Raw genomic sequence first — 26830 nt, 5'->3', positions numbered from 1 at the left:
CCCTTGAGATCGCTTCCGTTGTCCGCGAGCCGGTATGGCCCGGACAGTTGTGAGCCGTCATGAGTTCGGCGGCGTGCGTCATGAGCTGTGCGTGAGTGCCGAGGCCAGGCCGTACAGGACCGGTACGACGCCGAGCGTCAGGAAGGCGGGCAGGAAGCACGCCGCCAGCGGCATCGTGACCAGCACTCCGGCCCGGCGGGCCCGTTCGGCCGAGGCGCGGGACGCCTGCGCCCGCAGTTCTGCCGCGATGCGGGAAACGCCGTCCACGGCCGGGACCCCCGATATGCCCGCCCGCTCCATGCACCGGGCCAGTTCCCGGGCGCCGGGAAGCGCGCCGAAGCGCTGCCAGGTCGTCGCGGGGTCGCCGCCCAGCCGGAGTTCCGCGGCCACGCGCCACAGTTGCTCGCCGACGGTTCCGCCGAGTGACCGTCCGACCGCCTCGGCGGACGCCCGTGGACCGGCTCCGGCTGCCAGGCAGGCGGCGAGCAGGTCGGCGGCCGGTGCCAGAGCCGCGCGCAGTTCGGCCTCGGCCGCCTGCCGCGCGGCCCGTGCTTTCGTACGGCGCTGCCACCGCCCGGTTCCGTACGCCGCGGCGAGTCCCAGTACGCCACCGGTCACCCCGCCGACGAGAATGGCTACGACGCACACCACCACGGCGGCGCCTGCCCGATCCCGGACGATCCCGGCCCACCGTTGTCCTCGGCGTTGTCCTTGGCGTTGCCCTCGGCCGCGCTTCGGCTTCGGTACCGGGCGCCGGCCCGCGCCGTCGTCGTGCCGTACGGCCTCGGGCAGGACCGACCGGGCCCGGCGCCGGGCGGCCCGTACACCGCGCGCTTCCCTGGCCGCGGCCGACGCGCACACTCCGGCGGTCAGGAGGAGAAAAACAATCCCCAGGGTGTGGACAACTTTTTGGACGGCGCTCAGTACCTCATCGGCGGCCACGGTCGCCTCCCCCGGCAGTTGCGATGATCCGCGCCGTCCAGGCGACTCCGCACCACTCCAGAAGGCCGCCGACCAGCAGGCACGCCCATCCGGCGGGAGTGTGCAGCAGCACCCGGAGCGGGTCGGCGCCGAGGGCGCTGCCCATCGCGAGCCCTCCGGCGGGAAGGAAAGCCAGCATCAGGGCCGTCGCTCTCGGTCCCGCCAACTGGGCGCGGAGGTCGTCTCTTTGGGCGCGGCTCGCGCGAAGAGCCGCCGCGATCCGCTCCAGGCCGGCGGCCAGTCCGGCCCCGCCGTCGACGGCGACCTGCCAGCACGCCGCCACTCCGGCCAGCCCCTCCGCACCCGGCATCCGCGCCGCCGCCCGCAGGGCCGCCGGTACGTCCCCGCCGAACCGGGCCGCCGCCATGACCGCCGCGCCCTCCTCACCGAACCCCGCGGCTCCGGTCGCCACCAGGGCCTGGCCGGGCTGCCGTCCGGCCCGCAGTTCGCCCGCCACCGCCTCGCACAGCTCGATCACCGCCGCGCCCCGGCGCTCCCGCTCCCGTACCCGCTCGCGGGCCCTGAGCCATCGCCGGACCAGGAAGAGCGCCACCACCGCGGCAAGCACGGGCGCCACCGAGCCGCCCAGCACACCGAGGGCGATGCCCGCCGGCAGACACCACAGCTCCTGTCGGACGCGAGCAGGTTCGCTTTTTCCACCTCCGCCCCCCGGAGAGGATTTGTACGCCGTCCACACCACCCACGTAGCCCAATGGGCCACCTGTTGCAGCACCCACCGAAGCCCGAACCCGCCTTCGGCGGGACCTATTGCCCGGCTCCGCCCCTCCGGCCCCGCCTGCTCCCCGTCCGCGAACAGCAGGCGTGCCCGTCGTACGGCGTCGCTCCGGCCACCGGACATCCACACCACCGCTCCCGCGCACAGAACGGCCGCACACACCGGCCCTGTGACCGCGCCGACATCACTCATCCCGCCCCCCTCCCCCGCTCGCACAGGCCCATCAACCGGGCCCATCCCTCGCTCTCTTGGAAGCCGCCCGGCGCCCACACCGCGGCCGGCACGGTCACCACGAACCCGTCCCGGTCCCGCTCCAGGACGTCCACCCGGGCCAACCGCCGCCCACCGCCCCTGTCCCGCACGAGATGCAGCACCACCGACAGCGCGGCGGCCAACTGGCTGTGCAGCGCCGCCCGGTCGAGTCCGGCCGTCGAGCCGAGCGCCTCCAGGCGCGCCGGGACATCGCAGGGGGCGTTCGCATGGACCGTGCCGGAACCGCCCTCGTGTCCCGTGTTCAGAGCCGCCAGCAGGTCCGTGACCTCGGCGCCGCGCACCTCGCCGACCACCAGCCGGTCCGGCCGCATCCGCAGTGCCTGCCGCACCAGGTCCCGCAGGGTGACGCGGCCGATGCCCTCCTGGTTCGCGGGGCGGGTCTCCAGCCGTACGACATGGAGGTGATCCGGCCTCAGCTCCGCGGAGTCCTCGGCCAGTACGAGCCGTTCGGCCGGTCCCGTCAGGCCGAGCAACGAGCTGAGCAGTGTGGTCTTTCCGGAGCCCGTCCCGCCACTGATCAGGAAGGAGAGCCGGGCGTCCAGCACGGCCCGCAGCAGCCGGTCGCCGTCCGGTGGCACCGTCCCCGCCGCGGTCAGTTCCGCCAGGGTGAAGGCGCGGGGGCGCAGGACGCGCAGCGACAGGCAGGTGCCGGCGACCGCCACCGGGGGCAGTACGGCGTGCAGGCGGGTGCCGTCGGGAAGGCGGGCGTCCACCCAGGGGTGGGCGTCGTCCAGCCGCCGCCCGGCCACCGAGGCCAGCCGCTGGGCGAGCCGGCGCACCGCCGCTTCGTCGGCGAAGCGCACCGGCGTGCGCTCCAGGCCGCCGCCGCGGTCGACCCAGACTTCGTCCGGCGCGGTGACCAGTACATCGGTCACCTCCGGCTCGGCGACGAGCGGTTCGAGCGGGCCGCTGCCGACCAGCTCCGACCGCAGGGCGGACACGACGCCCAGCACCTCCGCGTCACCCAGCAGGCGCCCCTCGGCCCGCAGCGCCATCGCGACCCGTGCGGGCGTCGGTTCCGCGCCCGTCCGGGCCAGCCGCCCGCGCACCGCCTCCAGCAGCCCGGCGCCGGCGCCCGTACCGGCTGCGCCGGCGACGGCCCGGCCACCGGGCGGACGTGCCCCGGTCGTTCCCGGGGCATCAGCTCCCGCATACCCCCTCATGGCTGCCACCCCCCGCCGGCCGTCCACCGGCTCCCGGCAGCACCCGCTCCCAGAAGGCCGTGCCGAAGTGGCGCAGTGGGCCACGGGGGTTCGCTCCCGGGGGCGCGCCCCGGGCCAGCTCGTCCGGTAGGCCGGGCTCCCAGGCCAGTTCTCCGGCCAGTGGGAGGCCGAGCAGCCGGGCGGCCTCGTCCGGCACCAGTTCCGTGGCGCGGCCGGTGCCCGCGTCGGGGCTGCCGCGCGTCACCACCCGCACATCCGGCAGGACCGTACGGACGAGGGAGGCCACGCGTCGGGCTGCCGCGAGCGCCCGTAGTTCGGTGGGGACCACCAGCAGTCCGACATCGATCTGCGCGAGGGCTTCCACCACCGCTTCGTCCAGCCGTCGCGGCAGGTCCACCACCACGGCGCCGCCCCGTCTGCGCGCCGCCGCCATGACCGCCCGCATCGCCTGGGGCGGGATCGCCACCGCGTCACCCCGGTCCCAGCTCAGTACGCGTAAGGAGTGCAGCCGGGGCAGCGCCTCCTCCAGTGCGCCACCGCCCACCCGTCCGCGCGACTCGGCGAAGGCGGGCCAGCGCAGCCCCTCCTCCTTCTCGCCGCCCAGCAGCACGTCGAGGCCGCCGCCCAGCGGGTCCGCGTCGACCAGGACGGTCCGGCTGCCCGCCCGGGCCGCCGTCACGGCCAGGGCACAGGCGAGGGTGCTCGCGCCGGCGCCGCCGCTGCCGCCGATCACCCCCACCGTCACGGCCGCCGGGCCGACGCCCTCCACCGCGTCGGCGATCCGGTCCACGAGCCAGCTCTCGCCGCCGGGGAGCACCAGCACCCGTTCCGCCCCGACGGCGACGGCCAGCCGCCACAGCTGCCGGTCGTCCGCGCCCCGGGCGACCAGCACCACTCCGTCCCTGCGGCCCGCTCCGCACAGCATCGGCGCGCAGTCGTCGCCGACGATCACCAGGGGAGCCGACGCCCAGCCCGGGCTGCGGCCCCGAGGGGCGCCGTGGGCCACTTCGGGCGTCGCGCCGGCTGCCGCGCACAGTCTCAGAAGGTCATCCAGGAGGTCTTCGTCCTCGGTGACGACCAGCGGTCCGCCGGGCCCTTCGGCGGGCCTGGGCGGTTGATCGGAAGTCATACGTCCGGCCACGTTCCGTTCCCCTATCGCTACAGAACTCACACATCCGCGAACTCGCGGAGTTTCACCGTGCAGCGATCCGGAAAATCCCGTGGATCTTGGTCCAAAACTGTGGACAACTCAATGGTTGTGAATATCCCAGTCACCTATACCGGCGACCTTGTAAGCTCCCTCAGAGCAGCGCGACGACTACCCAGAGTGACGCGACATCGGATGCCGGCGAGCCCTGGCCGGGCGATGAAGGGGAAGCGGCCGATCCGCCTCGGACGGGCAAAAACGCGTCCGGACATGCGACGACCCCCGCCGGGGGGGAGAGCGGGGGTCGTCCCCACGGCCGACTCGGGGGGGGAGGAGTCGGACCGGGTTAGCACGGTCGCGAACGATCCGTGACTTCCATGGTGTACCCGAGAGCCTTCTCAGGCAAACCCACGCGCCACACCTTACGCCGAATGGTGGGCGCCTATGCTCGCCCCGTGGAAAACCACTCCGTGCCCCACTCGGCGACTCACTCGACACCCCGCACAGCCGCGTTCTTCGACCTGGACAAGACAGTCATTGCTAAGTCGAGCACGTTGACCTTCAGCAAGTCGTTCTACCAAGGCGGCCTGATCAATCGCCGGGCCGTACTGCGCACCGCCTATGCCCAGTTCGTCTTCCTCGCCGGCGGCGCCGACCACGACCAGATGGAGCGCATGCGCGCCTACCTGTCGGCACTCTGCCGGGGCTGGGACGTGGCCCAGCTCCGCGAGATCATCGCGGAAACCCTCCACGAACTGATCGACCCGCTCATCTACGACGAGGCCGCCTCGCTCATCGAGGAGCACCACACCGCGGGCCGCGACGTCGTGATCGTCTCCACCTCGGGCGCCGAGGTCGTCGAGCCGATCGGCAGACTGCTCGGCGCCGACCGTGTGGTGGCCACCCGTATGGTCGTCGGCGCGGACGGCCGCTTCACGGGCGAGGTGGAGTACTACGCCTACGGCCCGACCAAGGCGCAGGCGGTCCGGGACCTCGCCGCCTCCGAGGGCTACGACCTGGCGCGCTGCTACGCGTACAGCGATTCGGCGACCGACGTACCGATGCTGGAGGCGGTCGGCCACCCGTACGCCGTCAATCCGGACCGCGCGCTGCGCCGCGAGGCCGCGAACCGGGGCTGGCCGGTCCTCTCCTTCACCCGGCCGGTCCAGCTGAAGCAGCGGCTGCCGTCCCTGGGCATGCCGTCGCGTCCGGTGCTGGCCACGGTGGCCGCCGTGGGCGCGGCAGCCGCGACCGCGGGCCTCGTCTGGTACGCGAGCCGGCGGCGCCCGGTTTTTGCCCGTATCACCCGAGTTTGAAGGGAAAAGTAAAGAACTGTGGCGAGGGGTTCCGCTTCCCCCGCGGCAGGAGTACAAAGGACGTAACGGCCCGCGAGACCGAGGACATCCGAGAGGAAGACCTTCTACGCAGCAAGGCCCCACGGACCGAAGCACGGAAACCGGGCACCCACGCGACGCCGACCCGTCGATTACGGGCCAGCCGAACCAGGTAACGGGCGAAGTCTCCGACCTGATCGGCACATACGGAGCGCGCTTGGTAACCCGATGGACGTGCCAGCGGCGGTACCGGAACGACTGGGTACCGCCGCAACCCTTTGCCCGGGCGCGCTAGAAAGCCCCCGGAAGAACCTCCGTCACGCCGCCCCGCGCTGCATCGCCTCGCACACCGCCGTGCTCTCCCGCGCGCCCAGCTCCGCCGCCCGGCCGCAGTGCGCGATCCACGCCGCCACGCCCTCGGGGGTGCCGGACACATAGCCCTCCAGCGCCGCCACGTACGCGGCCCGGTCCTGTTCCGCGTGGCCGACCTCCGCCGGGCAGACCGACTTCGGGTCCAGCCCGCTGCCGACCAGCACAATGCGCTCGGCGGCGCGCGCGACCAGGCCGTTGTACGAGCCGAAGGGCCGCAGCGCCAGCAGTTCGCCGTGCACCACGGCAGCCACCACCAGAGCCGGCGCCTCACTGCCCGCCAGCAGCAGCCGCGCCAGCCCGTCCAGCCGTCCGGCGACCTCGTCGGCGTCCGGCAGTGGCAGCTCCACCAGGGGCTCGTCGACCGGTTCGCCCGCCAGTCGCGGCCGCCCCACCGACTCCTGCGTCGCGTCACCACTCGCCGCCACCAGGTGCAGCCGGGCCAGCACCCGTAGCGGCGACTGCCGCCACACACTGAGCAGTTGCCCGGCCTCGGCGGTCAGTCGCAGCGCCGCGCCGACCGTACGCGGTTCGCCCTCGACGCCGAAGTCGGAGCGCCGCCGCACCTCCTCCAGCGCCCAGTCGGCACCGGCCAGCGCGGCGGAGGCACGCGCTCCGCGCAGTGCCGCCTCGGAGGTGATCTCGTTGCTGCGCCGCCGCATGATCCGGTGCCCGTAGACCCGGTCCACGCTCTTGCGCATGGAGTCCACGGAGTCGGCGACCCCCGGGAGGGAGGCCAGGGTCGCGAGCGGATCGGCTGTCGTACTCATGGGTACGACCCTACGCACCCCGGACGCCGCAAGACCGAACCGCTCGAAGGAGTGGTCTTCTTCACCCGAACCTCTCACCCCAGGCAACTCGGCGATTACGCTTCGTTACCATGAAGATCGCGTTCGTGGGCAAGGGCGGCAGTGGGAAGACCACGCTGTCCTCCCTGTTCATCCGCCACCTCGCCGCCGCCCGCGTCCCCGTGATCGCGGTGGACGCCGACATCAACCAGCATCTGGCCACCGCCCTCGGCATGGACGAGGCGGAGGCCGCCGCGCTGCCGGCGCTCGGCGCACGGCTCCCGCTGGTCAAGGACTATCTGCGCGGCACCAACCCGCGTATCGCTTCCGCCGAAACGATGATCAAAACGACGCCGCCCGGTGACGGCTCCCGGCTGCTGCGGGTCGTCGAGGACAACCCGGTGTACGCGGCCTGCGCCCGGCCCGTACTCCTGGAGGGCGAGCCGGTGCGCCTGATGGCGACCGGCCCCTTCGCCGAGTCCGACCTCGGGGTGGCCTGCTACCACTCCAAGGTCGGCGCGGTCGAACTGTGCCTGAACCACCTCGTGGACGGCCGCGAGGAGTACGTCGTCGTCGACATGACGGCCGGCTCCGACTCCTTCGCCTCCGGGATGTTCACCCGCTTCGACCTGACCTTCCTGGTCGCCGAGCCCACCCGTAAGGGCATCGCGGTCTACCGCCAGTACAAGGACTACGCACGGGACTACGGCATCGCCCTCAAGGTCGTCGGCAACAAGGTCCAGGGGCCGGACGACGTCGCCTTCCTGGCCGACGAGGTGGGCGAGGACCTGCTGTTGACGGTGGGCGACTCCGCGTGGGTACGGGCCATGGAGAAGGGCCGGCCGCGCCGCTTCGACCTGCTGGAGGCCGACAACCGGCAGGCCATGAAGGAACTGCACGCCGCCGCTGACGAAACGTACGAGCAGCGCGACTGGGAGCGATACACCCGCCAGATGGTGCACTTCCACCTGAAGAACGCGGAGAGCTGGGCGAACGCGAAGACGGGCGCCGACCTGGCAGCCCAGGTCGACCCCGCCTTCGTTCTCGCCGAGGCCGCAGGGACCCCGCAGCCTGCCTGACTTCCCCTCAGGCGAGGTGCGGGTGCGCGACGACGCGCGCGCCCGCCACTTCGCGCCCCGCTACTCCGCGTCCCGCCGCGCCGGCTCGGCCGGGCCGGCGGGCCCGCCCGGATCACCGGGCTTCGCGGACGGGGCGCCGGGCTTCGCCGAGGGGCCGCCGGGCTTCGCGGACGGTGCCGTCAGATAGCTCCTCCAGCCGCCCTTCGGGGCCCCGCCCACCGGCAGCCCGCGCAGCTTCTCCACCACCTGCGGGTCCTGCGCGTCCAGCCAGTCGGCCAGCTGCTTGAAGGTCACGCAGCGCACGCCCTGGCGGGGGCAGATGGTCTTGATCGCGTCCTCGACGGCGCGCATGTACGTGCCGCCGTTCCAGGACTCGAAGTGGTTTCCGACGATCAGCGGTGCCCGGTTGCCCTGCTCGGCACGGTCGAACGCGGCGACCAGGCCGTCCCGCATCTGCCGGCCCCAGGCGGCGTGCTTCGCCGGGTCGCCCCTGGTCGTACCGGACTGGTTGGCCAGGAAGTTGTAGTCCATCGAGAGCGTCTCGAAGGCCCGGCCGGGGACCGGGATCTGCTGGAGCGGGAAGTCCCAGATGCCGTCGATCTGCCGGGGCCACAGCTGCCGGCCGCCGACGGAGCTGGAGTCGTAGCGGAATCCCATCGACTTGGCGGCGGGGATGAGATTGCGCTGCCCTTCGAGACAGGGGGCGCGGCCGCCGACGAGTTCCTTGCTGTAGTCGAAGGGCAGCGGCTTCTCGGTCTTCAGCCCGGTGTGCGTCTTCCAGGTCTTGACGAACGCCTCGGCCTGCCGGATCTCGCTCCGCCACTCCTCCGGCGACCAGGTGCCCACGCCGCCGTTGGACCCGCAGAAGTGGCCGTTGAAGTGCGTGCCGATCTCGTTGCCGTCCATCCAGGCGCCGCGGATCTGCTCCACGGTGGCCCGGACGCCCTTGACGTCGTTGAAGCCGATGTCGGAGGCGCCGGGGCTGTGCTTGGGCGGGTGGTACGCGTCCTTCCGGTTGCCCGGGAGCAGGTAGACGCCGCTGAGGAAGTACGTCATCCGGGCGTTGTACTTCTTGCCGACCGCCCGGAAGTGCGAGAACAGCTTCTGGCTGTCCTCGCCGGCGCCGTCCCAGGAGAAGACCACGAACTGCGGCGGCCGCTCACCGGGTCTGAGGCGTTCGGCCTTCGGCTGCATCGGCTGGGTCCCGGTGTACGCGGTCGAGCCGTCGCCGATGAGTTTGGCCTGCTGGGCGGTGCGCTGCGGCGCGGCCTGGCCCCCCTGGGCGCCGTTCGGGCCGCTCCCGTTGCCACCGGCGCAGCCGGCGACCGCCGCCAGCGCCATCGTCGTGACCAGACCGGCCGTGACCCTTGCTGCGGCTGCCATCAGCCACCTCACTCCCTGAGCTGCGAACTGCGAAACGGGAACATCGAAAAAACTGATTAACCGTTTTGAAGCTCGCATAAGCCATGGAATGGGCCGTAAGAGACAAGCGACTCGTCGTGGCATTCACTCGAAAGACGGAACGGCGGACCCGAATGCCTGAAATAGCTTCTCTATGCCTTTACGTGTCATTACGCTTCGTTTACCGATGCTTGAGAGTCACCGGACCGTCACGAACCGTGACACCAGCCGGCCGGCTCGCGTCCCGCCGCAGTACACCGCCGCCCACGATCGCGCCCCGCGCGACCGCGCCGCCCCGGAGGAGACGGGAATGTCGCAGCTCCAGAAGCCGCCAGAGCCACCCGGTGCCCCGAGCACACCCCGTACGCAGTCCCCGCCGCCCGCCGGCCGGGCCGCGCCCTGGCACGGCGACCTGTCCGCCTCGGTCGTCGTCTTCCTGATCGCCGTACCGCTCTCGCTCGGCCTCGCCCTGGCCACCGGCGCGCCCCTCCAGGCGGGCCTGGTCGCCGCGGCCGTCGGCGGCATCGTGGCCGGGCTGCTCGGCGGCGCGCCCCTCCAGGTCAGCGGAGCGGCAACGAGCCTGCTCGTGGTCACGGCCGAGCTGGTGCAGCGGTACGGCTGGCGGGCCACCTGCGCCGTCACGGTCCTCGCCGGCCTGGCCCAACTGGCGCTCGGCGCCGTACGGGTGGCCAGGGGCGCGCTCGCGATCAGCCCCGCGATCGTGCACGCCATGCTCGCGGGCATCGGCGTCACGATCGCCGTCGGCCAACTGCACGTGGTGCTCGGCGGCAGTCCCGACAGTTCGGCGGTCGACAACGTCGCCGCGCTGCCCGGCCAATTGGCGCATCCGCACCTCGCCGCCCTGCTCATCGGCGCCGTCACGGTCGCGGTGCTCGCCGGTTGGCAGCGGCTGCCCGGGCGCGCCGGACGGGCGCTGGGCAAGGTCCCGGCCCCGCTGGCCGCCGTGGCCGCCGCCACGGCCGTCGGCGCGGCGCTGCCGGTGCCGCGCGTCACGCTGCCCGACTGGTCGCTGCAGGCCCTGCCCGCCCTTCCGGACGGTCCGGTCCTGGGCATCGCCGCCGCCGTCCTCACGGTCACCCTGGTCGCCAGCATGGAGTCGCTGCTGTCGGCGGTCGCGGTCGACCGCCTCGCCACGGACCACGCCGTACCCGCGCCCCGAACCGACCTGAACCGCGAACTGGCGGGCCAGGGCGTCGCCAACGTGCTGTCCGGACTGCTCGGCGGACTCCCGGTGGCCGGCGGCGCGATGCGCGGCTCGGCGAACGTGCGGGCGGGTGCCGTCAGCCGCCGCGCCACCGTGCTGCACGGCGTCTGGGTGGTGCTCTGCGCCGGCCTGCTGGCCACGGCCCTGGAGCTGATCCCGCTGGCCGCGCTCGCCGCGCTGGTGATGGTCGTCGGGGTACGGATGGTGAGCTTCGCACACATCAGGCATGTGCAGCGGCACCGGGAGTTCCCGGTCTACGCGGTCACCCTGGGCGGCGTGGTGCTCTTCGGCGTCCTGCAGGGCGTGACCCTGGGCATCGGGATCGCGGTCTTCCTGTCGCTGCGGCGGCTGACCCACACCCGGGTCACGGTCGGTGCCGAGGACGGCCGCCACCGGGTGCGCGTCAATGGGCAGTTGACCTTCCTCGCGGTGCCGAGGCTGACCCGGGCGCTCGCCCAAGTGCCCGCCGGCGCGGACACCGTCGTCGAACTGGGAGGCTCGTTCATGGACCATGCCGCGTACGAGGCCCTGCGGGCCTGGTCCGACAGGCATCGTGCGGGCGGCGGCTGGGTGACGCTCGGCGGCCGCGCCGGACGCCCGATCGCGGAGCCGGCCAGCGTCCACCACTGCCGCCCGTGGACCCCGTGGCGCAACCACCACTGCACCCGTCCGCCCGAGGAGTCCGCGGCCGCGCCGCGCACTAGCGGTGATCAACTGCTTGGCGGGGTCAGGGCGTTCCAGCGCCACACGGCCCCGCTGGTACGCGACGAGCTGGCGCGGCTGGCCCACGAAGGCCAGCGGCCCACCCAGCTCTTCCTGACATGTGCCGATTCCCGCCTGGTCACCAGCATGATCACCGCCAGCGGCCCGGGCGACCTGTTCACCGTGCGCAACGTCGGCAATCTGATGCCGCCGCCCGGTACGGACGCCGCCTGCGACTCGGTGGGCGCGGCCATCGAGTACGCGGTGGAGGTGCTGAAGGTCGGCTCGCTGACCGTGTGCGGGCATTCGGGGTGCGGTGCGATGCAGGCGCTGCTCGGCGCGGACCACGAGCCGGGCGCGCAGACCCCGCTCGCGCGCTGGCTGCGGCACGGCCGTCCGAGTCTGGCGCGGATGCAGCGGATCGGCCGACTGGGGCGGGGCGAGGTCGCGCTGGCCGAACGCCCGGTGGCCGACGATGTGGAGCGGCTCGCGCTGGTCAACGTCGTCCAGCAGCTGGACCACCTGATGTCGTACCCGTGTGTCGCCCACCGCGTCGCCGAGGGCGCGCTCACCCTGCACGGCATGTACTTCCATGTGGCCGAGGCCCAGGCGTACGTCCTCGACCGGGCCACGGGCACGTTCTGCGCGGTGGGGCCCCGGGCGGCGGCGGTGACGGCGTAGCCGGCCGGTGACCGGGCGTCAGCCCGCACCATCCGTCCCACCCCTTCCGGTGCCCTCTTGCCCGACCCGTAAACGGCACTTGACCTGCGCACAATAAAGGTCTAAACCAATTTTTGTCCACAGGCCTTGTCAGGCCGGGTGGTGGGCTGATGAGCTATGGCCGGGAGAGACATCGCACGCCCCTGGGAATGGGAGATGACGTGAGCAACGAAAGCCTGGCCAACCTTTTGAAGGAGGAGCGGCGATTCGCGCCGCCCGCCGAACTGGCCGCGAACGCCAACGTCACCGCCGAGGCGTACGAACAGGCCGCGGCGGACCGGCTGGGTTTCTGGGCCACCCAGGCCAAGCGCCTGACGTGGGCGAACGAGCCCACCGAGACGCTCGACTGGTCCAACCCGCCGTTCGCCAAGTGGTTCGCCGACGGCAAGCTCAACGTCGCGTACAACTGCGTGGACCGTCATGTGGAGAACGGGCTCGGCGACCGCGTCGCCATCCACTTCGAGGGCGAGCCCGGCGACACCCGCTCGATCACCTACGCCGAGCTGCAGCGGGAGGTCTCCCAGGCCGCCAACGCGCTGACCGAGCTGGGCGTCACGGCCGGCGACCGGGTCGCGATCTACCTGCCGATGATTCCCGAGGCCGTCATCGCCATGCTGGCCTGCGCCCGGCTGGGCGCGCCGCACTCGGTCGTCTTCGGCGGCTTCTCCGCCGACGCGCTGGCGACCCGCATCAACGACGCCGACGCCCGCGTGGTGATCACCGCGGACGGTGGTTACCGCCGCGGCAAGCCGTCCGCCCTCAAGCCCGCCGTCGACGAGGCGCTGACCAGGCCCGGTACGGAGAACGTACGCAGCGTCCTGGTCGTACGCCGCACCGGCCAGGAGGACGTGGCCTGGACCGAGGGCCGCGACGTGTGGTGGCACGACATCGTCGGGCGGCAGAGCGGGACCCACACCCCGGAGGCGTTCGACGCCGAGCACCCGCTGTTCATCCTCTACACCTCCGGCACCACCGGTAAGCCCAAGGGCATCCTGCACACCACCGGCGGCTACCTCACCCAGGTGGCGTACACCCACCACGCCGTCTTCGACCTCAAGCCGGAGACCGACGTCTACTGGTGCACCGCCGACGTCGGCTGGGTGACCGGCCACTCGTACATCACGTACGGGCCGCTGGCCAACGGCGCCACCGAGGTGCTCTACGAGGGCACGCCCGACTCCCCGCACCAGGGCCGCTGGTGGGAGATCGTGCAGAAGTACGGCGTCACGATCCTCTACACCGCGCCGACCGCGATCCGCGCCTGCATGAAGTGGGGCGACGACATCCCCGCGAAGTACGACCTGTCCTCGCTGCGGGTCCTCGGTTCGGTGGGCGAGCCCATCAACCCGGAGGCGTGGATGTGGTACCGCAAGCACATCGGCGCCGACCAGGCCCCGATCGTCGACACCTGGTGGCAGACGGAGACCGGCGGCATGATGCTCAGCCCGCTGCCCGGTGTCACGGAGACCAAGCCCGGTTCGGCGCAGCGCCCGCTGCCCGGCATCGCGGCCACCGTCGTCGACGACGAGGCCCACGAGGTGGCGAACGGAGGCGGCGGCTACCTGGTCCTGACCGAGCCGTGGCCGTCCATGCTGCGCACGATCTGGGGCGACGACCAGCGTTATCTGGACACGTACTGGTCGCGCTTCGAGGGCAAGTACTTCGCGGGTGACGGCGCGAAGAAGGACGAGGACGGCGACGTCTGGCTGCTCGGCCGGGTGGACGACGTGATGCTGGTGTCCGGCCACAACATCTCCACCACCGAGGTCGAGTCCGCGCTGGTCTCGCACCCGAAGGTGGCCGAGGCCGCCGTCGTCGGCGCGACCGACCCGCAGACGACCCAGTCGATCTGTGCCTTCGTCATCCTGCGTGGCACCGCGGCGGAGGACGAGGGGCTGGTGGAGGAGCTGCGGGCGCACGTCGGCAAGCAGCTCGGCCCGATCGCCAAGCCCAAGCGCGTGCTGCCGGTGGCCGAGCTGCCGAAGACCCGCTCCGGCAAGATCATGCGGCGGCTGCTGCGCGATGTCGCCGAGAACCGTGACCTGGGTGACGTCTCGACGCTGACGGACTCCGGCGTGATGGACCTGATCCAGGCGAAGCTGCCCGGCGCGGCGAGCGAGGACTGACCGGGGAAGGGGCCGTCCGCCGGCCGATCAGAAGCACCACAGGACCCACCGCGCGCTCCGGGAGAGCGCACCCGGTGGCCGGGCATCGGCGCCTCGCGCTCGTACGCATGTGCCGATGACTGACCACCGCTCCGAGGGGCACCCGTCCGCAGGCCGGCCGGGTGCCCCTCGCCTGTTCCGGGCGCCTCCGCACCCGCCGCCGGGCGGCCGATCGCACCATATGCCCGTAAGGTGAAGATCGCCGGATTGTTCCCCCCGCAGCCCGGGTACAGTAGGGATCGCGTCAAGAACGCGACAAATACCAAAGGTGCGCCGGGAAGTCTGGTCGGCAACTGCAACAGCCGTATCCAGCTGCCGAAACACCGGAGGTCCTCGCGTGAGCGCGCCCAACAACCGCCGATCCATATTCCTCGGGCGGATGTCCCTGCCCGAGCGGAACTTCATCGCGGATGCCCTGCGCGCCGAGACCGTGGGCGGCGTCCTGCTGCTCGTCGCCGCCGTCGTGGCCCTCGTCTGGTCCAACACCCTGGGGGACAGCTACGAGTCGGTACGGGGCTTCCACCTCGGCATCGGCTCCATCGGACTGGACCTGTCCGTACAGCACTGGGCCGCCGACGGCCTGCTCGCCGTCTTCTTCTTCGTCGCCGGCATCGAACTCAAGCGCGAGCTGGTCGCGGGTGACCTGCGCGAACCCAAGAAGGCCGCCCTCCCGGTGGTCGCCGCGCTGTGCGGCATGGCGATGCCCGCCCTCGTCTACTTCGTGGTGAACACCGTCGGCGGCGGCTCGACGGACGGCTGGGCGGTGCCGACCGCCACCGACATCGCGTTCGCACTGGCCGTCCTCGCCGTCATCGGCACGTCCCTGCCGTCCGCGCTGCGCGCCTTCCTGCTCACCCTGGCCGTCGTCGACGACCTCTTCGCGATCCTGATCATCGCGGTCTTCTTCACCTCGCAGCTCAACTTCCTGGCGCTCGGCTTCGCCGTCGTCGGCCTCGCCGTCTTCTACCTGCTGCTGCGCAAGGGCGTACGCGGCTGGTACATCTACGTACCGCTCGCCCTGGTCATCTGGGGCCTGATGTACAACAGCGGCGTACATGCCACGATCGCGGGCGTCGCCATGGGCCTGATGCTGCGCTGCCACCGCCGCGACGGCGAGGAGCAGTCCCCCGGCGAGCACATCGAGCACCTGGTGCGGCCGCTCTCGGCCGGCCTCGCGGTGCCGCTGTTCGCCCTCTTCTCGGCGGGAGTGTCGGTTTCCGGCAGCGCGCTGCACGACGTGTTCACCAAGCCGGAGACGCTCGGCGTCGTCCTCGGCCTGGTCGTCGGCAAGGCGGTCGGCATCTTCGGCGGCACGTGGTGCGCGGCCCGCTTCACCAAGGCGGAGCTGAACCCCGACCTGAAATGGCCGGACGTCTTCGCCGTCGCATCGCTCGCCGGCATCGGCTTCACGGTCTCGCTGCTCATCGGCGAGCTGGCCTTCACCGACGATCCGCTGCTGACCGACGAGATCAAGGCGGCCGTCCTGACGGGCTCGCTGATCGCCGCGGTGCTGTCCGGGATCCTGCTGAAGATCCGTAACGCCAAGTACCGCAAGCTCTGCGAGGACGAGGACCGCGACGAGGACCAGGACGGCATCCCGGACGTGTACGAACTGGGCAACCCGGAGTACCACCTGCGGATGGCGAAACTCCTCGAAGCGAAGGCCGCGGAACACCGCCGCCTTGCCGAAGTGGCCTCCGGCGCGAACGCCGGGGACGATGGTCCGGCATGATCTGAGAGGCTTTGCATCCGGGAGAAGACAAGAGGGAGACGTCGATGAGCACTGCCGACGACGGCGCGGACCGCAGCCTCGGGCAGCTGGTGGCCTCGGCCACCGCCGAGATGTCCGCGCTGGTGCACGACGAAATCGCACTGGCCAAGGCCGAGCTGCGGCAGGACGCCAAGCGGGCCGGCATCGGCAGCGCCGCGTTCCTCGTGGCCGGCGCGCTGGCGCTCTTCGCGCTGCCGGTCCTGAGCTTCGCCGCCGCCTACGGCATCCACAACCTCGGCCTCGGCCTCGCCTGGTCCTTCCTGATCGTCGGCGGCGCATTCCTGGTCGTCGCGCTGCTGCTGGTCCTGATGGCGGTCAGCAAGCTCAAGAAGATCAAGAAGCCGGAGAAGACCATCAGTTCGGCCAAGGAGACGGCCGCCGTACTGGGGAACGTCAAGCCGCATCCGCGCGCGGTCCCCGCGGACCACCCGGTCCTGGAGTCTGTGACACGCTCCTCCGTATGACGGCTCCCGACAGTTCCGACTCGGTCGTACGTCCCGACGGGCCCTGGACCCACCGGGACGTGGCGGCCAACGGCGCGCGTTTCCACATCACCGAGATGGGTGACGGCCCGCTGGTGCTGTTGCTGCACGGCTTCCCGCAGTTCTGGTGGACCTGGCGCCACCAGCTCCCGGCGCTCGCCGGGGCGGGATTCCGTGCGGTGGCGATGGACCTGCGGGGCGTGGGCGGCAGCGACCGCACGCCCCGCGGCTACGATCCGGCCAACCTGGCCCTGGACATCACCGGGGTCGTACGGTCCCTCGGCGAGCCGGACGCCGCGATCGTCGGGCACGACCTCGGCGGTTACCTGGCGTGGACCGCCGCGGTGATGCGCCCGAAGCTCGTACGGCGGCTGGCGGTGTCCTCGATGCCGCACCCGCGGCGCTGGCGCGCGGCCATGCTGGCCGACTTCAAGCAGAGCCGGCAGAGCTCCTACATCTGGAACTTCCAGCGGCCGTGGCTGCCCGAACGCCGCCTGATGGCGGACGACGCCGCCCTGGTGGGAAGGCTGATCCGGGACTGGTCCGGGCCCCGGCTGCCCGAGGACGAGGACGTCGAGACCTACCGGCGGGCGATGAGCATCCCCTCCACCGCGCACTGCTCGATCGAGCCGTACCGCTGGATGGTGCGGTCGATGGCCCGGCCGGACGGCATCCAGTTCAACCGGCGCATGAAGTGGCCCGTACGGGTACCGACGCTGCATCTGCACGGCTCGCTCGACCCCGTGATGCGCACCCGCAGCGCGGCCGGTTCCGGCGAGTACGTGGAGGCCCCGTACCGCTGGCGGCTCTTCGACGGGCTCGGGCACTTCCCGCACGAGGAGGACCCGGCGGCGTTCTCCACCGAGCTGATCAACTGGTTGCGGGACCCGGAACCGGACCGGTAGTCCGCGGGGGCGCGGCAGGTGGCGCGGGTGCCTGATGGCGCGACACGCCGACCGGATCCGAACGCACGTATGACGAACAGCCAATTGCCGCCCGCATAGGCCAATTGACGGGCCGCCGGGCGATTACGGGCCCCGGGGCACGGGCAGAGTCGTGGGTATGGGCTGGACGCACGACTACCGTGACGTGGCACGCAACCGCCGCAGCAACGCCGCTGCCGTGGGCACTCAGGAGAGGGGAACCTCGGACCTTGTGTCCGGTGAGTCCCCCGGCTTCGACCACCCGCTGGGCATTCCGCACATCCTGCGCCGCCGGGCGCGCTGGATGACCGCGCGCCTCAAGCATCCACGGACCTGACCCCGCCGGAGCCCCGGGCCCGGGCGCGGGCGTCCGCCTGCCCGCCCGGCCCCGTGCGGCCCGGCGTCCCCGTCACATCGCGCATCCCTGGCTGTCGACCGGCCGCTCGGACGTACGCCCCTTGGTGATGTCCTCGCGGATCTCATCGGCGGTCAGCGCGTAACCGGTGTGGGCGTCGTCCAGGGACTTGGCGAAGATCACTCCGTACACCTCGCCGCTCGGCGTGAGCAGCGGGCCGCCGGAGTTGCCCTGCCGGACCGTGGCGTACAGGGAGTAGACATCCCGGCCGACCGTGCCGCGGTGGTAGATGTCCGGGCCCTTGGCCTGGATACGGCTGCGGATACGGGCCGCGCGGACGTCATAGCCGCCGTTCTCCGGGAAGCCCGCGACGATGGCGCCCTTGCCGGTGCTCGCGTCGCCCTGCGCGAAGCGCAGCGCGGGCGCGGACAGGGACGGCACGTCGAGCACCGCGATGTCGCGCTCCCAGTCGTACAGGACGACCTTCGCGTCGTACGTACGGCCTTCGCCACCGATCTGGACGGTCGGCTCCTTGACGCCACCGACCACGTGCGCGTTGGTCATGACCCGGTGCGGCGCGAAGACGAAACCGCTGCCTTCGAGGACCTTGCCGCAGCCCGGGGCCGTACCGACGACCTTGACGATGCTCTTGCGCGCCTGCGCCGCGACCGCGCTGCGGGCCAGCTTGGGGTCGGGCGCGGGCACCGGGTGGATCGGCTCGTTCGAGAACGGCGTGAAGACCTGCGGGAAACCGTTCTGCGCGAGGACCGAGGAGAAGTCCTTGAACCAGTTGCTCGCCTGCTGCGGCATCACCTGCGAGACGCCGAGCAGCACCTTGGAATTGCGGACCTCCTTGCCCAGCGTCGGCAGCGAACTGCGCGCCAGCATGGAGCCGATGAGCCAGGCGACCAGCAGCATTGCCAGGACGTTGACCAGCGCGCCGCCGGTGGCGTCCAGGGCGCGCGCCGGTGACCAGGTGATGTAACGCCGCAGCTTGTTGCCCAGGTGGGTGGTGAGCGCCTGCCCCACCGAAGCGCACACGATCACGATGGCGACCGCCGCGATCGTGGCGAAGGTGCCCGGTGTGGCGTCGTCGGTGACCTGGTTCCAGATCACGGGCAGCAGATAGACCGCGACCAGGCCACCCCCGAGGAAGCCGATCACGGACAGGATGCCGACGACGAAGCCTTGGCGGTAGCCGACCACGGCGAACCACACGGCCGCGAGCAGCAACACGATGTCCAGCACGTTCACGCCCGCCACCGTCTCACGCGCGCCGGTCGAGCGGGACCTGCTTGGCACGGTCCCACGGCAGCTCCCACCCCGCGTAGTGCAGGATCCGGTCAATCACCCCGGCGGTGAAACCCCAGACCAGGGCGTCATCGACGAGGAAGGCCGGGCCCACGTGGCCGCTCGGATGACGGGCCGTGACGCGGTGCGCGGGGTCCTTGAGATCCGCCACGGGAACCGTGAAGACCCGGGCGGTCTCCGCCTCGTCCACCGCCCCCACCGGGCTCGGCTCGCGCCACCAGCCCAGTACGGGCGTGACGACGAAGCCGCTCACCGGGATGTACAGCCGCGGCAGCACCCCGAAGACCTGGACGCCCGACGGGTCCAGGCCGGTCTCCTCCCACGCCTCGCGCAGCGCGGCGCGCACCGGGCCGTCTCCCTCGGGGTCGCCGTCCTCGGGGTCGAGGGCACCGCCGGGGAACGAGGGCTGGCCGGCGTGCGAGCGCAGGGTGCCGGCGCGCTCCATGAGCAGCAGCTCCGGGCCGCGGTCGCCGTGCCCGAAGAGGACCAGTACGGCGGACTGCCGGCCGCCGTCGGCGGGCGGCAGGAACCGGCTGAGCTGGTGGGGCTCGATCGTGGCGGCGGCCCGGGAGACCGGCGCCAGCCACTGCGGCAGCCCGTCGGCGCTGACGGCAACCTCGTCGACGGCAACCTCATACGCCGCGGTCTTCCCGTACTGCTCCCGTGCGCTCGTCATACGCGCCCCCTCAGGCCTTGGATCGGTGGGATCGATGGTCATGCGGCCGTGGCCGGTCCTATTCGAGCTGAGTCCGAAAACGACCGGTTCGGTTCCCCTCCGGCGTGTGACGGTTTCGTCCCGGGTGGAGTGGCGGTGGATGAGCGGGCGCCGGAAGGCCGGGCGCCGACAGGCCGGACGCCGGAAAGACGGTCGCCGAACGGCCGGAGCCGGGCGCTCCGGGCACGCCGGGCGTGCACGGCGCTCAACGGCCCGCCAGCGGCGGCGCGGGCTGCCCCGGATAGTCGGCCGGGGGCCGCAGCCGCTGACCCGGCTGGCCGCCCATCTCGTACTTGAGCAGCTTCTTCGCCTTCTCCGGGTCCAGCTCCCCCTCGCCGTACGACGGGCAGTCGTGCGCGATGGGGCAGGCGCCGCAGGCGGGCTTGCGGGAGTGGCAGACCCGGCGGCCGTGGAAGACGACCCGGTGCGAGAGCATCGTCCACTCGCTCTTGGGGAAGATCTCGGCGATCTCCGCCTCGACCTTCTCCGGATCCTGCTGCTCGGTCCAGCGGAAGCGCCGGACCAGCCGGCCGAAGTGGGTGTCGACCGTGATGCCCGGTACGCCGAAGGCGTTGCCCAGCACGACGTTGGCGGTCTTGCGGCCCACGCCCGGCAGCGTCACCAGGTCCTCCAGGCGGCCGGGCACCTCACCGTCGAAACGGTCCCGTAGCGCCGTCGAGAGGCCCAGCAAGGACTTCGCCTTGGCCCGGAAGAACCCCGTGGGCCGGATCAGCTCCTCCAGCCGCTCCGGCTCGGCGGCCGCCATGTCCTCCGGGGTGGGGTACGCGGCGAACAGGGCGGGGGTGGTCTGGTTGACCCGCAGGTCGGTGGTCTGCGCGGACAGGACCGTGGCGACCAGCAGCTCGAAGGAGTTGCGGAAGTCCAGCTCGGGGTGGGCGTACGGATACACCTCGGCCAGCTCGCGGTTCATCCGGCGGGCACGGCGCACCATGGCCGTACGGGACTCGGGGTTGGCGGGCTTGGGGACGGCCTTGGCGGCGGTCTTCTTCGCCGTGGTCTGCTCGGCGGCGGTCGCGGATGCGGTCTTCTTTGCGGCCGTCTTCTTCGCGGCTGTGGTCTTCGCGGCCGTGGTCTTCTTCGCCACCGCCTTCTTCGCTGCGGCCTTCTTGGCCACCGTCTTCTTCGCCGTCGTCTTCTTCGCGGCAGAGGCTCCGGTTGCCCCCGTGGCGGCGGACTTCTTCCGGGTCGTAGCCGTACGTACCTTTTCCCCGGATTTCACCGCCTTTGCGGCCTCGGCGGGCTCCTGTTCGCCCACAGCGGAATCACGGCCCGCGCTCACTCGCTCAGCCCCCTTGTCCTGTGCTCTCACCGGCGTATTGGACACTCGGCCAGACTAAGGCCACCCACTGACATCCGGTCCGATCGCCGGTGCCCGTGGGTCCAATCGGCCCCCTGCCGTATGGCTTGCGCCACGGGTCCGGCATCCTTGTGATTGATCGCACTGTTTTGCATTCCGGCATGATGGGGACCAAGGTCCCTTTGAGCATGTCGACAAGGAGAGATCTCGTGGACGACGTTCTGCGGCGCGCACCGCTCTTCGCGGCGCTCGACGATGAGCAGGCGGCCGAGCTGCGCGCCTCGATGGGAGAGGTCACGCTCGCCCGCGGCGACGCCCTGTTCCACGAAGGGGACCCGGGCGACCGCCTGTACGTGGTCACCGAGGGCAAGGTGAAGCTGCACCGCACCTCCCCCGACGGGCGGGAGAACATGCTCGCCGTCCTCGGCCCCGGTGAGCTGATCGGCGAGCTCTCCCTCTTCGACCCGGGCCCGCGCACCGCCACCGCCACCGCCCTCACCGAGGTCAAGCTGCTCGGCCTCGGCCACGGCGACCTCCAGCCCTGGCTGAACGCCCGCCCGGAGGTTGCCACGGCGCTGCTGCGCGCCGTCGCGCGCCGGCTGCGCAAGACCAACGACCAGATGTCCGACCTGGTCTTCTCCGACGTTCCGGGCCGTGTCGCTCGTGCGCTCCTGGACCTGTCGCGCCGCTTCGGCGTGCAGTCCGAGGAGGGCATCCACGTCGTGCACGACCTCACGCAGGAGGAGCTGGCCCAGCTGGTCGGCGCATCGCGCGAGACGGTCAACAAGGCCCTCGCGGACTTCGCGGGCCGCGGCTGGCTGCGCCTGGAGGCGCGCGCGGTGATCCTGCTGGACGTGGAACGGCTGGCGAAGCGTTCCCGCTGACGCACACCGGCTGCCCACACCGGGCGGCGCTGCACACCGGGCAGCACCGAAAGGGTCCTTCTCCTGCGGGAGCGGGACCCTTTCGCGTGAAACCGGCCGGACGGGCCCTAACCCGCCCTCGGCAGCTGGCCGGCCGGACGGGCCCTACGCCACTCTCGGCAGCTGCTGCGTGGCGCAGTGGATACCGCCCCCGCCCTCACCGACCGCGTCGATGGTGATCTGCCGGATGTCGCGGCCGGGGTGCAGTTCGCGCAGCACCCCGGCGGCCCGGTCGTCGGCCCGGCGGTCACCGAAGCGCGGGAGCACCACCACGTCGTTCGCCACGTAGTAGTTGAGGTACGAGGCGAGGAACTGCTCCCCCCGGTCTCCGATCGCGTACAGGTCGGGCTCCGCGATCTCGACGATTTCCAGCGGCCTGCCCCGGGCGTCCCGTGCCTTCGCGAGGACGCCACGGGCCTGCTCGTACACCCGCGTCCAGACGTCCGGGCCGTCCCCCTGCCAGGGGCGGTTCAGGGCGACGACGCCCGGCTCCACGAAGCGCGCGACGGTGTCGACGTGGCAGTCGGTGATGTCCTCGCCGCGCACACCCGCGATCCAGATCACCCGGGTCACGCCCAGGACACGCTTCAGCTCCCGTTCGATGTCGTCCCGCGTCCTGCCGGGGTTGCGGTTGTCGTTGACCAGCGAGCTTTCGGCGGCGAGCAGCGTGCCCTCGCCGTCGACCTCCAGGGAGCCGCCCTCGGCCGTGATCCCGGCGTCGATACGGGCCGTCTTCGCCCGCTCCAGCAGCGTCCGGGCGACCTTGGCGTCGTGCGGGTGGCGCTGCTTGCCGCCCCAGCCGTTGAAGTGCAGGTCGACGCCCTCGCGGGCGGGCCCGGGGGACGCGTCCGGCCGGGTCACGAAGACCGGCCCGGTGTCCCGTATCCACAGGTCGTCGACCGGGATCGGCAGGATCTCCACCGCCGCGCCGCACGCGCGGCGCGCCCGCATCTGCTCCTCCGGTCCGGCCAGCAGCACGACCGGCTCGTATGCGGCGACGGTACGGGCGAGCCGGGCGATGTCGCGCTGCACGGCGGGGGCCTGCCCGCCCCAAAGGGAGTCGGCCGGCGGCCAGGCGAGGTACGTCGCGGCGTGCGGTCGCCATTCGGCGGGCATCCGGGCCGGGGCGGACGCGGCGACGGGCGCGGCAGGCCCGGCGGCCCCGTGGGCCCCGGCAGACCCGTCGGCCCCGGCGAGCCCGTCGGACCGGGGCGCCCACGCGGCGTACGCGAGTCCCGTACCCGCCATAGCTCCCAGGCCGCCGAGGCCGAGCAGCCCGCGGCGTGACAGATGACGTCGAGGTCGGTTCATGACCGGCTGTTCTCCTTTCCGGGCCGCCCATCGGTGCCGGACGCCCCCCATTCCTGACTGAAATTTCAGTCAGGTTCGTGGACCGAACGTAGCACCGGCAAGAACCGATGGCGACCGGTTACCGGTGAGCGGGCACCGAGTACGGTGGGTGACTGTGTCCGAACGCCGACTGCAGATCCTGGAAGCCGCCACCCGCACCATCGCGCGGAGCGGCGTACGCGGCCTGCGGGTGGAGGAGATCGCGGCCGCGGCCGGCGTGTCCACCGGGCTGATCTACTACCACTTCGGCGGCCGGGCCGAACTGCTCCGCCGCACCCTGGACTTCATCGGCGAACGCGCCGAGCGCAGCACGGCACCCGACCCGGAGACCGTCCGCACGGGAGGCCCGCGCACACAGTTGGAGGAGATGCTGCTGCGCGAGCTCCAGGACACGCCCGAGCTGGTGGAGAACAGCACCGCCTGGGGCGAGTTCCAGTCCAGCGCCATCTTCGACGCCGGGCTGCGGGAGCAGTTGCGCGAGGCGACCCGGCAGTGGACGGACGACGTGGCCGACCTCGTACGGGAAGCGCAGGCCGCCGGCACGGCCGACCGGAATGCCTCGGTGGCCGACGCGGCCGAGCGGCTGACTGCGCTCGTGGAAGGGCTCAGCACCCGCTGGCTGAGCGGCTCGATCCCTCTGGAGCGCGCTCGCGAGCTGCTCCGGGGCGGCATCGAACGCGAGCTGGGACCGGCGGAAGAGGCCTGAGGGGCCGGCGGCAGAACCCTGAGGGTTCGCGGAAGGAACCGGACGCCGACCACGGCCGCCCGCCGCCCCCTCGGCTCAGATCAGCCCATGCTCCCCGAGGTAGTCCAGCTGCGCCCTTACGGACAGCTCGGCCGCGGGCCACAGTGTCCGGTCCACGTCCGCGTACACGCTCGCGACGACCTCCGAGGGCGTCCGGTGCCCCGCCTCGACCGCTGTCTCGACCTGGGCCAGCCGGTTGGCGCGGTGCGCGAGGTAGAACTCGATCGCGCCCTGGGCGTCGTTCAATACGGGCCCGTGGCCGGGGAGCACGGTCGTGACGCCGTCGTCGACCGCCAGGGACCGCAGCCGCCGCAGCGAGTCGAGATAGTCGCCGAGCCGGCCGTCCGGGTGTGCGACGACGGTGGTGCCGCGGCCCAGGATCGTGTCGCCGGTCAGTACGGCGGCGTCGGCCGGGAGGTGGAAGGAGAGCGAGTCGGCGGTATGGCCGGGCGTCGGTACGACCCGCAGTTCCAGCCCGCCGGTGGTGATCACGTCCCCGGCCGCCAGCCCCTCGTCGCCCAGCCGCAGCGCCGGGTCCAGGGCCCGTACGGACGACCCCGTCAGCTCGGCGAACCGTTCCGCCCCCTCGGCGTGGTCCGGGTGACCGTGCGTCAGCAGAGTCAGGCCGACCCGCTTGCCGGCCTGCTCGGCCGCGTCCACGACCGCCTTGAGGTGGCTGTCGTCCAGCGGTCCCGGGTCGATGACGACCGCGACGTCCGAGCCGGGCTCGGCGACGATCCAGGTGTTGGTGCCGTCCAGGGTCATCGGGGAGGGGTTCGGGGCGAGCACGCACCGGGCGCGTTCGGTGGCGGGCCCGGCGATGTCCCCTCCGCGGGGCTGGCCGGGAAGGGCGGCTGCGTACGTCATGCGGGGGACTCTCCCGTGGTGGTGGGCGGGGCGGGGGCGGTGCCCCGGGGCGTGGGCGCCGCGCCGGGGGTGATGTGTTTGGTGAACTCCTCGTGCCCCGGCCAGCTCAGGACGATCTCCCCGTCCTTGAGCTCCGCCTGTGCGAGGACCGGCGTCAGGTCCCGGCCGCCGGCCGCCGCGAGGGTCTCGGCGGCCGTCCCGTACGCCTCCAGGCCGCGCAGTGTCGAGATCGTCGGCGGCATCATCAGCAGCTCGCCGCGGTCGTATCCGGCGGCGGCCTCGGCGGGGCGGATCCACACCGTGCGGTCGGCCTCCGTGGAGACGTTCCGGGTACGCTGCCCCTCGGGCAGCGCGGCCACGAAGAACCAGGTGTCGTAGCGGCGGGGTTCGAACTCCGGGGTGATCCAGCGGGCCCACGCGCCCAGGAGGTCGCTGCGCAGGACCAGGCCGCGGCGGTCCAGGAAGTCCGCGAAGGACAGTTCGTGGGCGACCAGCGCCGCGCGGTCCGCCTCCCAGTCGTCGCCGGTGGTGTCCGCGACCACGGTCCCGGCCGAGGACCCGGCGAGCAGCACGCCCGCCTCCTCGAAGGTCTCCCGGACCGCCGCGCAGACCACGGCCTGTGCCGCGGCCGCCGCCTCCTCGCCCGCTCCGAAGCCGAGCCGGGCGGCCCACTCGGCGCGCGAGGGCCCGGCCCAGGCCACCGGCCGCTCGTCGCGCGGGTCGACGGACCCGCCCGGGTATGCGTACGCGCCGCCCGCGAAGGCCATGGAGGTACGTCTGCGCAGCATGTGGACGGCGGGGCCGCCCGCGTCGGTGTCCCGCAGCAGCAGGACGGTCGCGGCCCGGCGGGGCGCCGCCGGGGTCAGCTCGCCGTGCGCGAGGGCCCGGATGCGGGCCGGCCATTCCGGCGGATACCACTGGCCATTGGGGGTCGACGACATGGCCGGATGCTATGCGCTTGCGCGTGGATGTTCGAGGGGGCAAGTGCTGCCGGGGCGGCCCGGAACCCGGTGTTCATGCGCGCGGGGCGGGCCGGGTTTCCCCGGCCCGCCCCGCGAAGTCACGTATGCGGCCGCTCAGCGCCGTATGCGGCCGGGCGACGGCTGTACGCAGCCAGATGACGCCGTACGCGGCCGGATGACGGCCGTACACAGCCAGGCGACGTCAGTCCACAGCCGTCCACAGCCGTCCGCAGCCGGGCGACGTCAGTCCGCGACCTCGACCTGCATCTCGACCTCGACCGGCGCGTCGATCGGCAGTACGGCCACGCCCACCGCGGAGCGGGCGTGCACGCCCTTGTCGCCCAGGACCTCGCCCAGCAGCTCACTGGCGCCGTTGATGACGCCGGGCTGGCCGGTGAAGTCGGGGGCCGAGGCGACGAAGCCGACGACCTTCACGACCCGCACGATCTTGTCGAGGTCGCCGATGACGGACTTCACGGCGGCCAGCGCGTTCAGCGCGCAGGTCGCGGCCAGCTCCTTGGCCTGCTCCGGGCCGACCTCGGCGCCCACCTTGCCGGTGACCGGCAGCGCGCCGTCCACCATCGGCAGCTGGCCGGAGGTGTGGACGTACGCGCCCGAGCGCACCGCGGGCTGGTACGACGCCAGCGGCGGCACGACCTGCGGCAGCTTCAGGCCCAGCTCGGCGAGCTTCTCCTCCACCGCGCTCATGCCTGCTTCTCCCGCTTCAGGTAGGCCACCAGCTGCTCGGGGTTGTTCGGCCCCGGCACGACCTGGACCAGCTCCCAGCCGTCCTCGCCCCAGGTGTCCAGAATCTGCTTGGTCGCATGCACGAGCAGCGGCACGGTCACGTATTCCCACTTGGTCATGGGGCCGAGCGTAATGCCTGTCCCCGCGGCGTGCGGACGCGGCGGGGCGGCCCGGGGGACCCGGCGGGCACCCGGTCCCGCACACGTGGGGATCCAGCCTTCCGCAAGCGGCCCCCGCCCTTTCCGCGGTACGGCGCGGGCGCCCCGCACACCGCGTGT

24 protein-coding genes are annotated in these 26830 nt (G+C 72.2%); 10 read left to right on the top strand and 14 right to left on the bottom strand.

Annotated features, from left to right (window positions below; translation table 11 throughout):
* Window positions 1-78: 78 nt before the first annotated feature.
* The 4 genes from ACZ53K_RS16065 to ssd are packed head-to-tail and all read right to left on the bottom strand — an operon-like array spanning window position 79 to window position 4294.
* Complete coding sequence (locus ACZ53K_RS16065) at window positions 79-942, bottom strand: type II secretion system F family protein (RefSeq protein WP_468836305.1); 864 nt, start codon at window positions 940-942, stop codon at window positions 79-81.
* Window positions 929-1909: a type II secretion system F family protein gene (locus ACZ53K_RS16060; protein ID WP_468836302.1), complete on the bottom strand. Its 981-nt coding sequence runs from the start codon at window positions 1907-1909 to the stop codon at window positions 929-931. Before ACZ53K_RS16060 ends, ACZ53K_RS16065 begins: the two co-directional genes overlap by 14 nt.
* Entirely contained in the window at window positions 1906-3153 is a 1248-nt protein-coding gene (locus ACZ53K_RS16055; RefSeq protein ID WP_468836299.1) for a TadA family conjugal transfer-associated ATPase, read from the bottom strand. The genes ACZ53K_RS16060 and ACZ53K_RS16055 overlap by 4 nt, the downstream gene beginning before the upstream one ends.
* Window positions 3131-4294: a septum site-determining protein Ssd gene (gene ssd / locus ACZ53K_RS16050; RefSeq protein ID WP_468836297.1), complete on the bottom strand. Its 1164-nt coding sequence runs from the start codon at window positions 4292-4294 to the stop codon at window positions 3131-3133. The genes ACZ53K_RS16055 and ssd overlap by 23 nt, the downstream gene beginning before the upstream one ends.
* A gap of 437 nt (window positions 4295-4731) precedes the next feature.
* On the opposite strand from ssd, the gene ACZ53K_RS16045 reads away from it, so the two are divergent.
* The gene (locus tag ACZ53K_RS16045; RefSeq protein WP_468836294.1) at window positions 4732-5616 is read left to right on the top strand and encodes an HAD family hydrolase; all 885 of its coding nucleotides are present in this window, start codon (window positions 4732-4734) and stop codon (window positions 5614-5616) included.
* Between the two features lie 335 nt (window positions 5617-5951).
* Here the strand turns inward: ACZ53K_RS16045 and ACZ53K_RS16040 are convergent, their stop codons facing one another.
* A complete protein-coding gene (locus ACZ53K_RS16040) occupies window positions 5952-6773 on the bottom strand; it encodes a Fic family protein (protein WP_468836291.1) in 822 nt (273 codons plus the stop codon).
* 110 nt (window positions 6774-6883) lie between these two features.
* Between ACZ53K_RS16040 and ACZ53K_RS16035 the strand changes: the two genes are divergently transcribed.
* Window positions 6884-7870 (top strand): ATP-binding protein, encoded by a 987-nt coding sequence (locus ACZ53K_RS16035; RefSeq protein ID WP_468836289.1) that lies wholly within the window; start codon window positions 6884-6886, stop codon window positions 7868-7870.
* A gap of 60 nt (window positions 7871-7930) precedes the next feature.
* Here ACZ53K_RS16035 and ACZ53K_RS16030 read toward each other — a convergent pair whose 3' ends face one another.
* Window positions 7931-9253 carry a polysaccharide deacetylase family protein gene (locus ACZ53K_RS16030; RefSeq protein ID WP_468836286.1) on the bottom strand — a complete coding sequence of 441 codons (1323 nt, stop codon included), beginning with the start codon at window positions 9251-9253 and terminating at the stop codon, window positions 7931-7933.
* Between the two features lie 328 nt (window positions 9254-9581).
* On the opposite strand from ACZ53K_RS16030, the gene ACZ53K_RS16025 reads away from it, so the two are divergent.
* The 6 genes from ACZ53K_RS16025 to ACZ53K_RS16000 all read left to right on the top strand — a co-directional run bounded on the left by ACZ53K_RS16025 (window position 9582) and on the right by ACZ53K_RS16000 (window position 17596).
* Window positions 9582-11879, top strand: a complete 2298-nt coding sequence (locus ACZ53K_RS16025) for a SulP family inorganic anion transporter (protein ID WP_468836535.1) — start codon at window positions 9582-9584, stop codon at window positions 11877-11879.
* 200 nt (window positions 11880-12079) lie between these two features.
* The gene (gene acs, locus ACZ53K_RS16020) at window positions 12080-14044 is read left to right on the top strand and encodes an acetate--CoA ligase (protein WP_468836283.1); all 1965 of its coding nucleotides are present in this window, start codon (window positions 12080-12082) and stop codon (window positions 14042-14044) included.
* Window positions 14045-14462: 418 nt separating this feature from the next.
* Window positions 14463-15815, top strand: a complete 1353-nt coding sequence (gene nhaA, locus ACZ53K_RS16015; protein WP_468836533.1) for a Na+/H+ antiporter NhaA — start codon at window positions 14463-14465, stop codon at window positions 15813-15815.
* 44 nt (window positions 15816-15859) lie between these two features.
* Window positions 15860-16318 carry a phage holin family protein gene (locus ACZ53K_RS16010; RefSeq protein ID WP_468836280.1) on the top strand — a complete coding sequence of 153 codons (459 nt, stop codon included), beginning with the start codon at window positions 15860-15862 and terminating at the stop codon, window positions 16316-16318.
* Window positions 16315-17241, top strand: a complete 927-nt coding sequence (locus tag ACZ53K_RS16005) for an alpha/beta fold hydrolase (RefSeq protein ID WP_468836278.1) — start codon at window positions 16315-16317, stop codon at window positions 17239-17241. The genes ACZ53K_RS16010 and ACZ53K_RS16005 overlap by 4 nt, the downstream gene beginning before the upstream one ends.
* 157 nt (window positions 17242-17398) lie before the next feature.
* The gene (locus tag ACZ53K_RS16000) at window positions 17399-17596 is read left to right on the top strand and encodes a hypothetical protein (protein WP_468836276.1); all 198 of its coding nucleotides are present in this window, start codon (window positions 17399-17401) and stop codon (window positions 17594-17596) included.
* Between the two features lie 72 nt (window positions 17597-17668).
* Here ACZ53K_RS16000 and ACZ53K_RS15995 read toward each other — a convergent pair whose 3' ends face one another.
* The 3 genes from ACZ53K_RS15995 to nth all read right to left on the bottom strand — a co-directional run bounded on the left by ACZ53K_RS15995 (window position 17669) and on the right by nth (window position 20916).
* On the bottom strand, window positions 17669-18868 hold the full coding sequence (locus ACZ53K_RS15995; protein ID WP_468836274.1) for a MarP family serine protease: 1200 nt from the start codon (window positions 18866-18868) through the stop codon (window positions 17669-17671).
* Between the two features lie 13 nt (window positions 18869-18881).
* Window positions 18882-19601 carry an NUDIX hydrolase gene (locus ACZ53K_RS15990; protein WP_468836272.1) on the bottom strand — a complete coding sequence of 240 codons (720 nt, stop codon included), beginning with the start codon at window positions 19599-19601 and terminating at the stop codon, window positions 18882-18884.
* Between the two features lie 244 nt (window positions 19602-19845).
* Window positions 19846-20916: an endonuclease III gene (gene nth, locus ACZ53K_RS15985; RefSeq protein WP_468836270.1), complete on the bottom strand. Its 1071-nt coding sequence runs from the start codon at window positions 20914-20916 to the stop codon at window positions 19846-19848.
* 251 nt (window positions 20917-21167) lie between these two features.
* On the opposite strand from nth, the gene ACZ53K_RS15980 reads away from it, so the two are divergent.
* Entirely contained in the window at window positions 21168-21842 is a 675-nt protein-coding gene (locus ACZ53K_RS15980; protein WP_003981529.1) for a Crp/Fnr family transcriptional regulator, read from the top strand.
* Between the two features lie 144 nt (window positions 21843-21986).
* On the opposite strand, the gene ACZ53K_RS15975 is transcribed toward ACZ53K_RS15980, so the two are convergent.
* Window positions 21987-23192 carry an agmatine deiminase family protein gene (locus ACZ53K_RS15975; RefSeq protein WP_468836268.1) on the bottom strand — a complete coding sequence of 402 codons (1206 nt, stop codon included), beginning with the start codon at window positions 23190-23192 and terminating at the stop codon, window positions 21987-21989.
* 154 nt (window positions 23193-23346) lie between these two features.
* On the opposite strand from ACZ53K_RS15975, the gene ACZ53K_RS15970 reads away from it, so the two are divergent.
* On the top strand, window positions 23347-23937 hold the full coding sequence (locus tag ACZ53K_RS15970; RefSeq protein WP_468836264.1) for a TetR/AcrR family transcriptional regulator: 591 nt from the start codon (window positions 23347-23349) through the stop codon (window positions 23935-23937).
* A 75-nt stretch (window positions 23938-24012) separates the two neighbouring features.
* Here the strand turns inward: ACZ53K_RS15970 and ACZ53K_RS15965 are convergent, their stop codons facing one another.
* The 4 genes from ACZ53K_RS15965 to ACZ53K_RS15950 form a co-directional block, all read right to left on the bottom strand.
* A complete protein-coding gene (locus ACZ53K_RS15965; protein WP_468836261.1) occupies window positions 24013-24843 on the bottom strand; it encodes an MBL fold metallo-hydrolase in 831 nt (276 codons plus the stop codon).
* Entirely contained in the window at window positions 24840-25784 is a 945-nt protein-coding gene (locus ACZ53K_RS15960) for an NUDIX hydrolase (RefSeq protein WP_468836258.1), read from the bottom strand. The genes ACZ53K_RS15965 and ACZ53K_RS15960 overlap by 4 nt, the downstream gene beginning before the upstream one ends.
* Before the next feature lie 264 nt (window positions 25785-26048).
* Complete coding sequence (locus ACZ53K_RS15955) at window positions 26049-26513, bottom strand: RidA family protein (RefSeq protein WP_468836256.1); 465 nt, start codon at window positions 26511-26513, stop codon at window positions 26049-26051.
* A complete protein-coding gene (locus ACZ53K_RS15950) occupies window positions 26510-26671 on the bottom strand; it encodes a DUF4177 domain-containing protein (RefSeq protein WP_003981536.1) in 162 nt (53 codons plus the stop codon). The genes ACZ53K_RS15955 and ACZ53K_RS15950 overlap by 4 nt, the downstream gene beginning before the upstream one ends.
* Between the last annotated feature and the right edge of the window lie 159 nt (window positions 26672-26830).

The sequence above is a fragment of the Streptomyces sp. NPDC033221 genome, assembly GCF_055577005.1.
This window is presented reverse-complemented; position numbering and strand designations above follow the sequence as displayed.

Coding starts and splice junctions, on each gene's coding strand:
- ACZ53K_RS16060 (WP_468836302.1), bottom strand. CDS start 1,909: ATGAGTGATGTCGGCGCGGTCACAGGGCCGGTGTGTGCGGCCGTTCTG.
- ACZ53K_RS15990 (WP_468836272.1), bottom strand. CDS start 19,601: ATGACGAGCGCACGGGAGCAGTACGGGAAGACCGCGGCGTATGAGGTT.
- ACZ53K_RS15975 (WP_468836268.1), bottom strand. CDS start 23,192: ATGAACCGACCTCGACGTCATCTGTCACGCCGCGGGCTGCTCGGCCTC.
- ACZ53K_RS15955 (WP_468836256.1), bottom strand. CDS start 26,513: ATGAGCGCGGTGGAGGAGAAGCTCGCCGAGCTGGGCCTGAAGCTGCCG.
- ACZ53K_RS16040 (WP_468836291.1), bottom strand. CDS start 6,773: ATGAGTACGACAGCCGATCCGCTCGCGACCCTGGCCTCCCTCCCGGGG.
- ACZ53K_RS16030 (WP_468836286.1), bottom strand. CDS start 9,253: ATGGCAGCCGCAGCAAGGGTCACGGCCGGTCTGGTCACGACGATGGCG.
- ACZ53K_RS16000 (WP_468836276.1), top strand. CDS start 17,399: ATGGGCTGGACGCACGACTACCGTGACGTGGCACGCAACCGCCGCAGC.
- ACZ53K_RS15965 (WP_468836261.1), bottom strand. CDS start 24,843: ATGACGTACGCAGCCGCCCTTCCCGGCCAGCCCCGCGGAGGGGACATC.
- ACZ53K_RS15950 (WP_003981536.1), bottom strand. CDS start 26,671: ATGACCAAGTGGGAATACGTGACCGTGCCGCTGCTCGTGCATGCGACC.
- ACZ53K_RS16055 (WP_468836299.1), bottom strand. CDS start 3,153: ATGAGGGGGTATGCGGGAGCTGATGCCCCGGGAACGACCGGGGCACGT.
- ACZ53K_RS16025 (WP_468836535.1), top strand. CDS start 9,582: ATGTCGCAGCTCCAGAAGCCGCCAGAGCCACCCGGTGCCCCGAGCACA.
- ACZ53K_RS15960 (WP_468836258.1), bottom strand. CDS start 25,784: ATGTCGTCGACCCCCAATGGCCAGTGGTATCCGCCGGAATGGCCGGCC.
- nhaA (WP_468836533.1), top strand. CDS start 14,463: ATGTCCCTGCCCGAGCGGAACTTCATCGCGGATGCCCTGCGCGCCGAG.
- ACZ53K_RS16010 (WP_468836280.1), top strand. CDS start 15,860: ATGAGCACTGCCGACGACGGCGCGGACCGCAGCCTCGGGCAGCTGGTG.
- ACZ53K_RS16045 (WP_468836294.1), top strand. CDS start 4,732: ATGGTGGGCGCCTATGCTCGCCCCGTGGAAAACCACTCCGTGCCCCAC.
- ACZ53K_RS16005 (WP_468836278.1), top strand. CDS start 16,315: ATGACGGCTCCCGACAGTTCCGACTCGGTCGTACGTCCCGACGGGCCC.
- ACZ53K_RS16035 (WP_468836289.1), top strand. CDS start 6,884: ATGAAGATCGCGTTCGTGGGCAAGGGCGGCAGTGGGAAGACCACGCTG.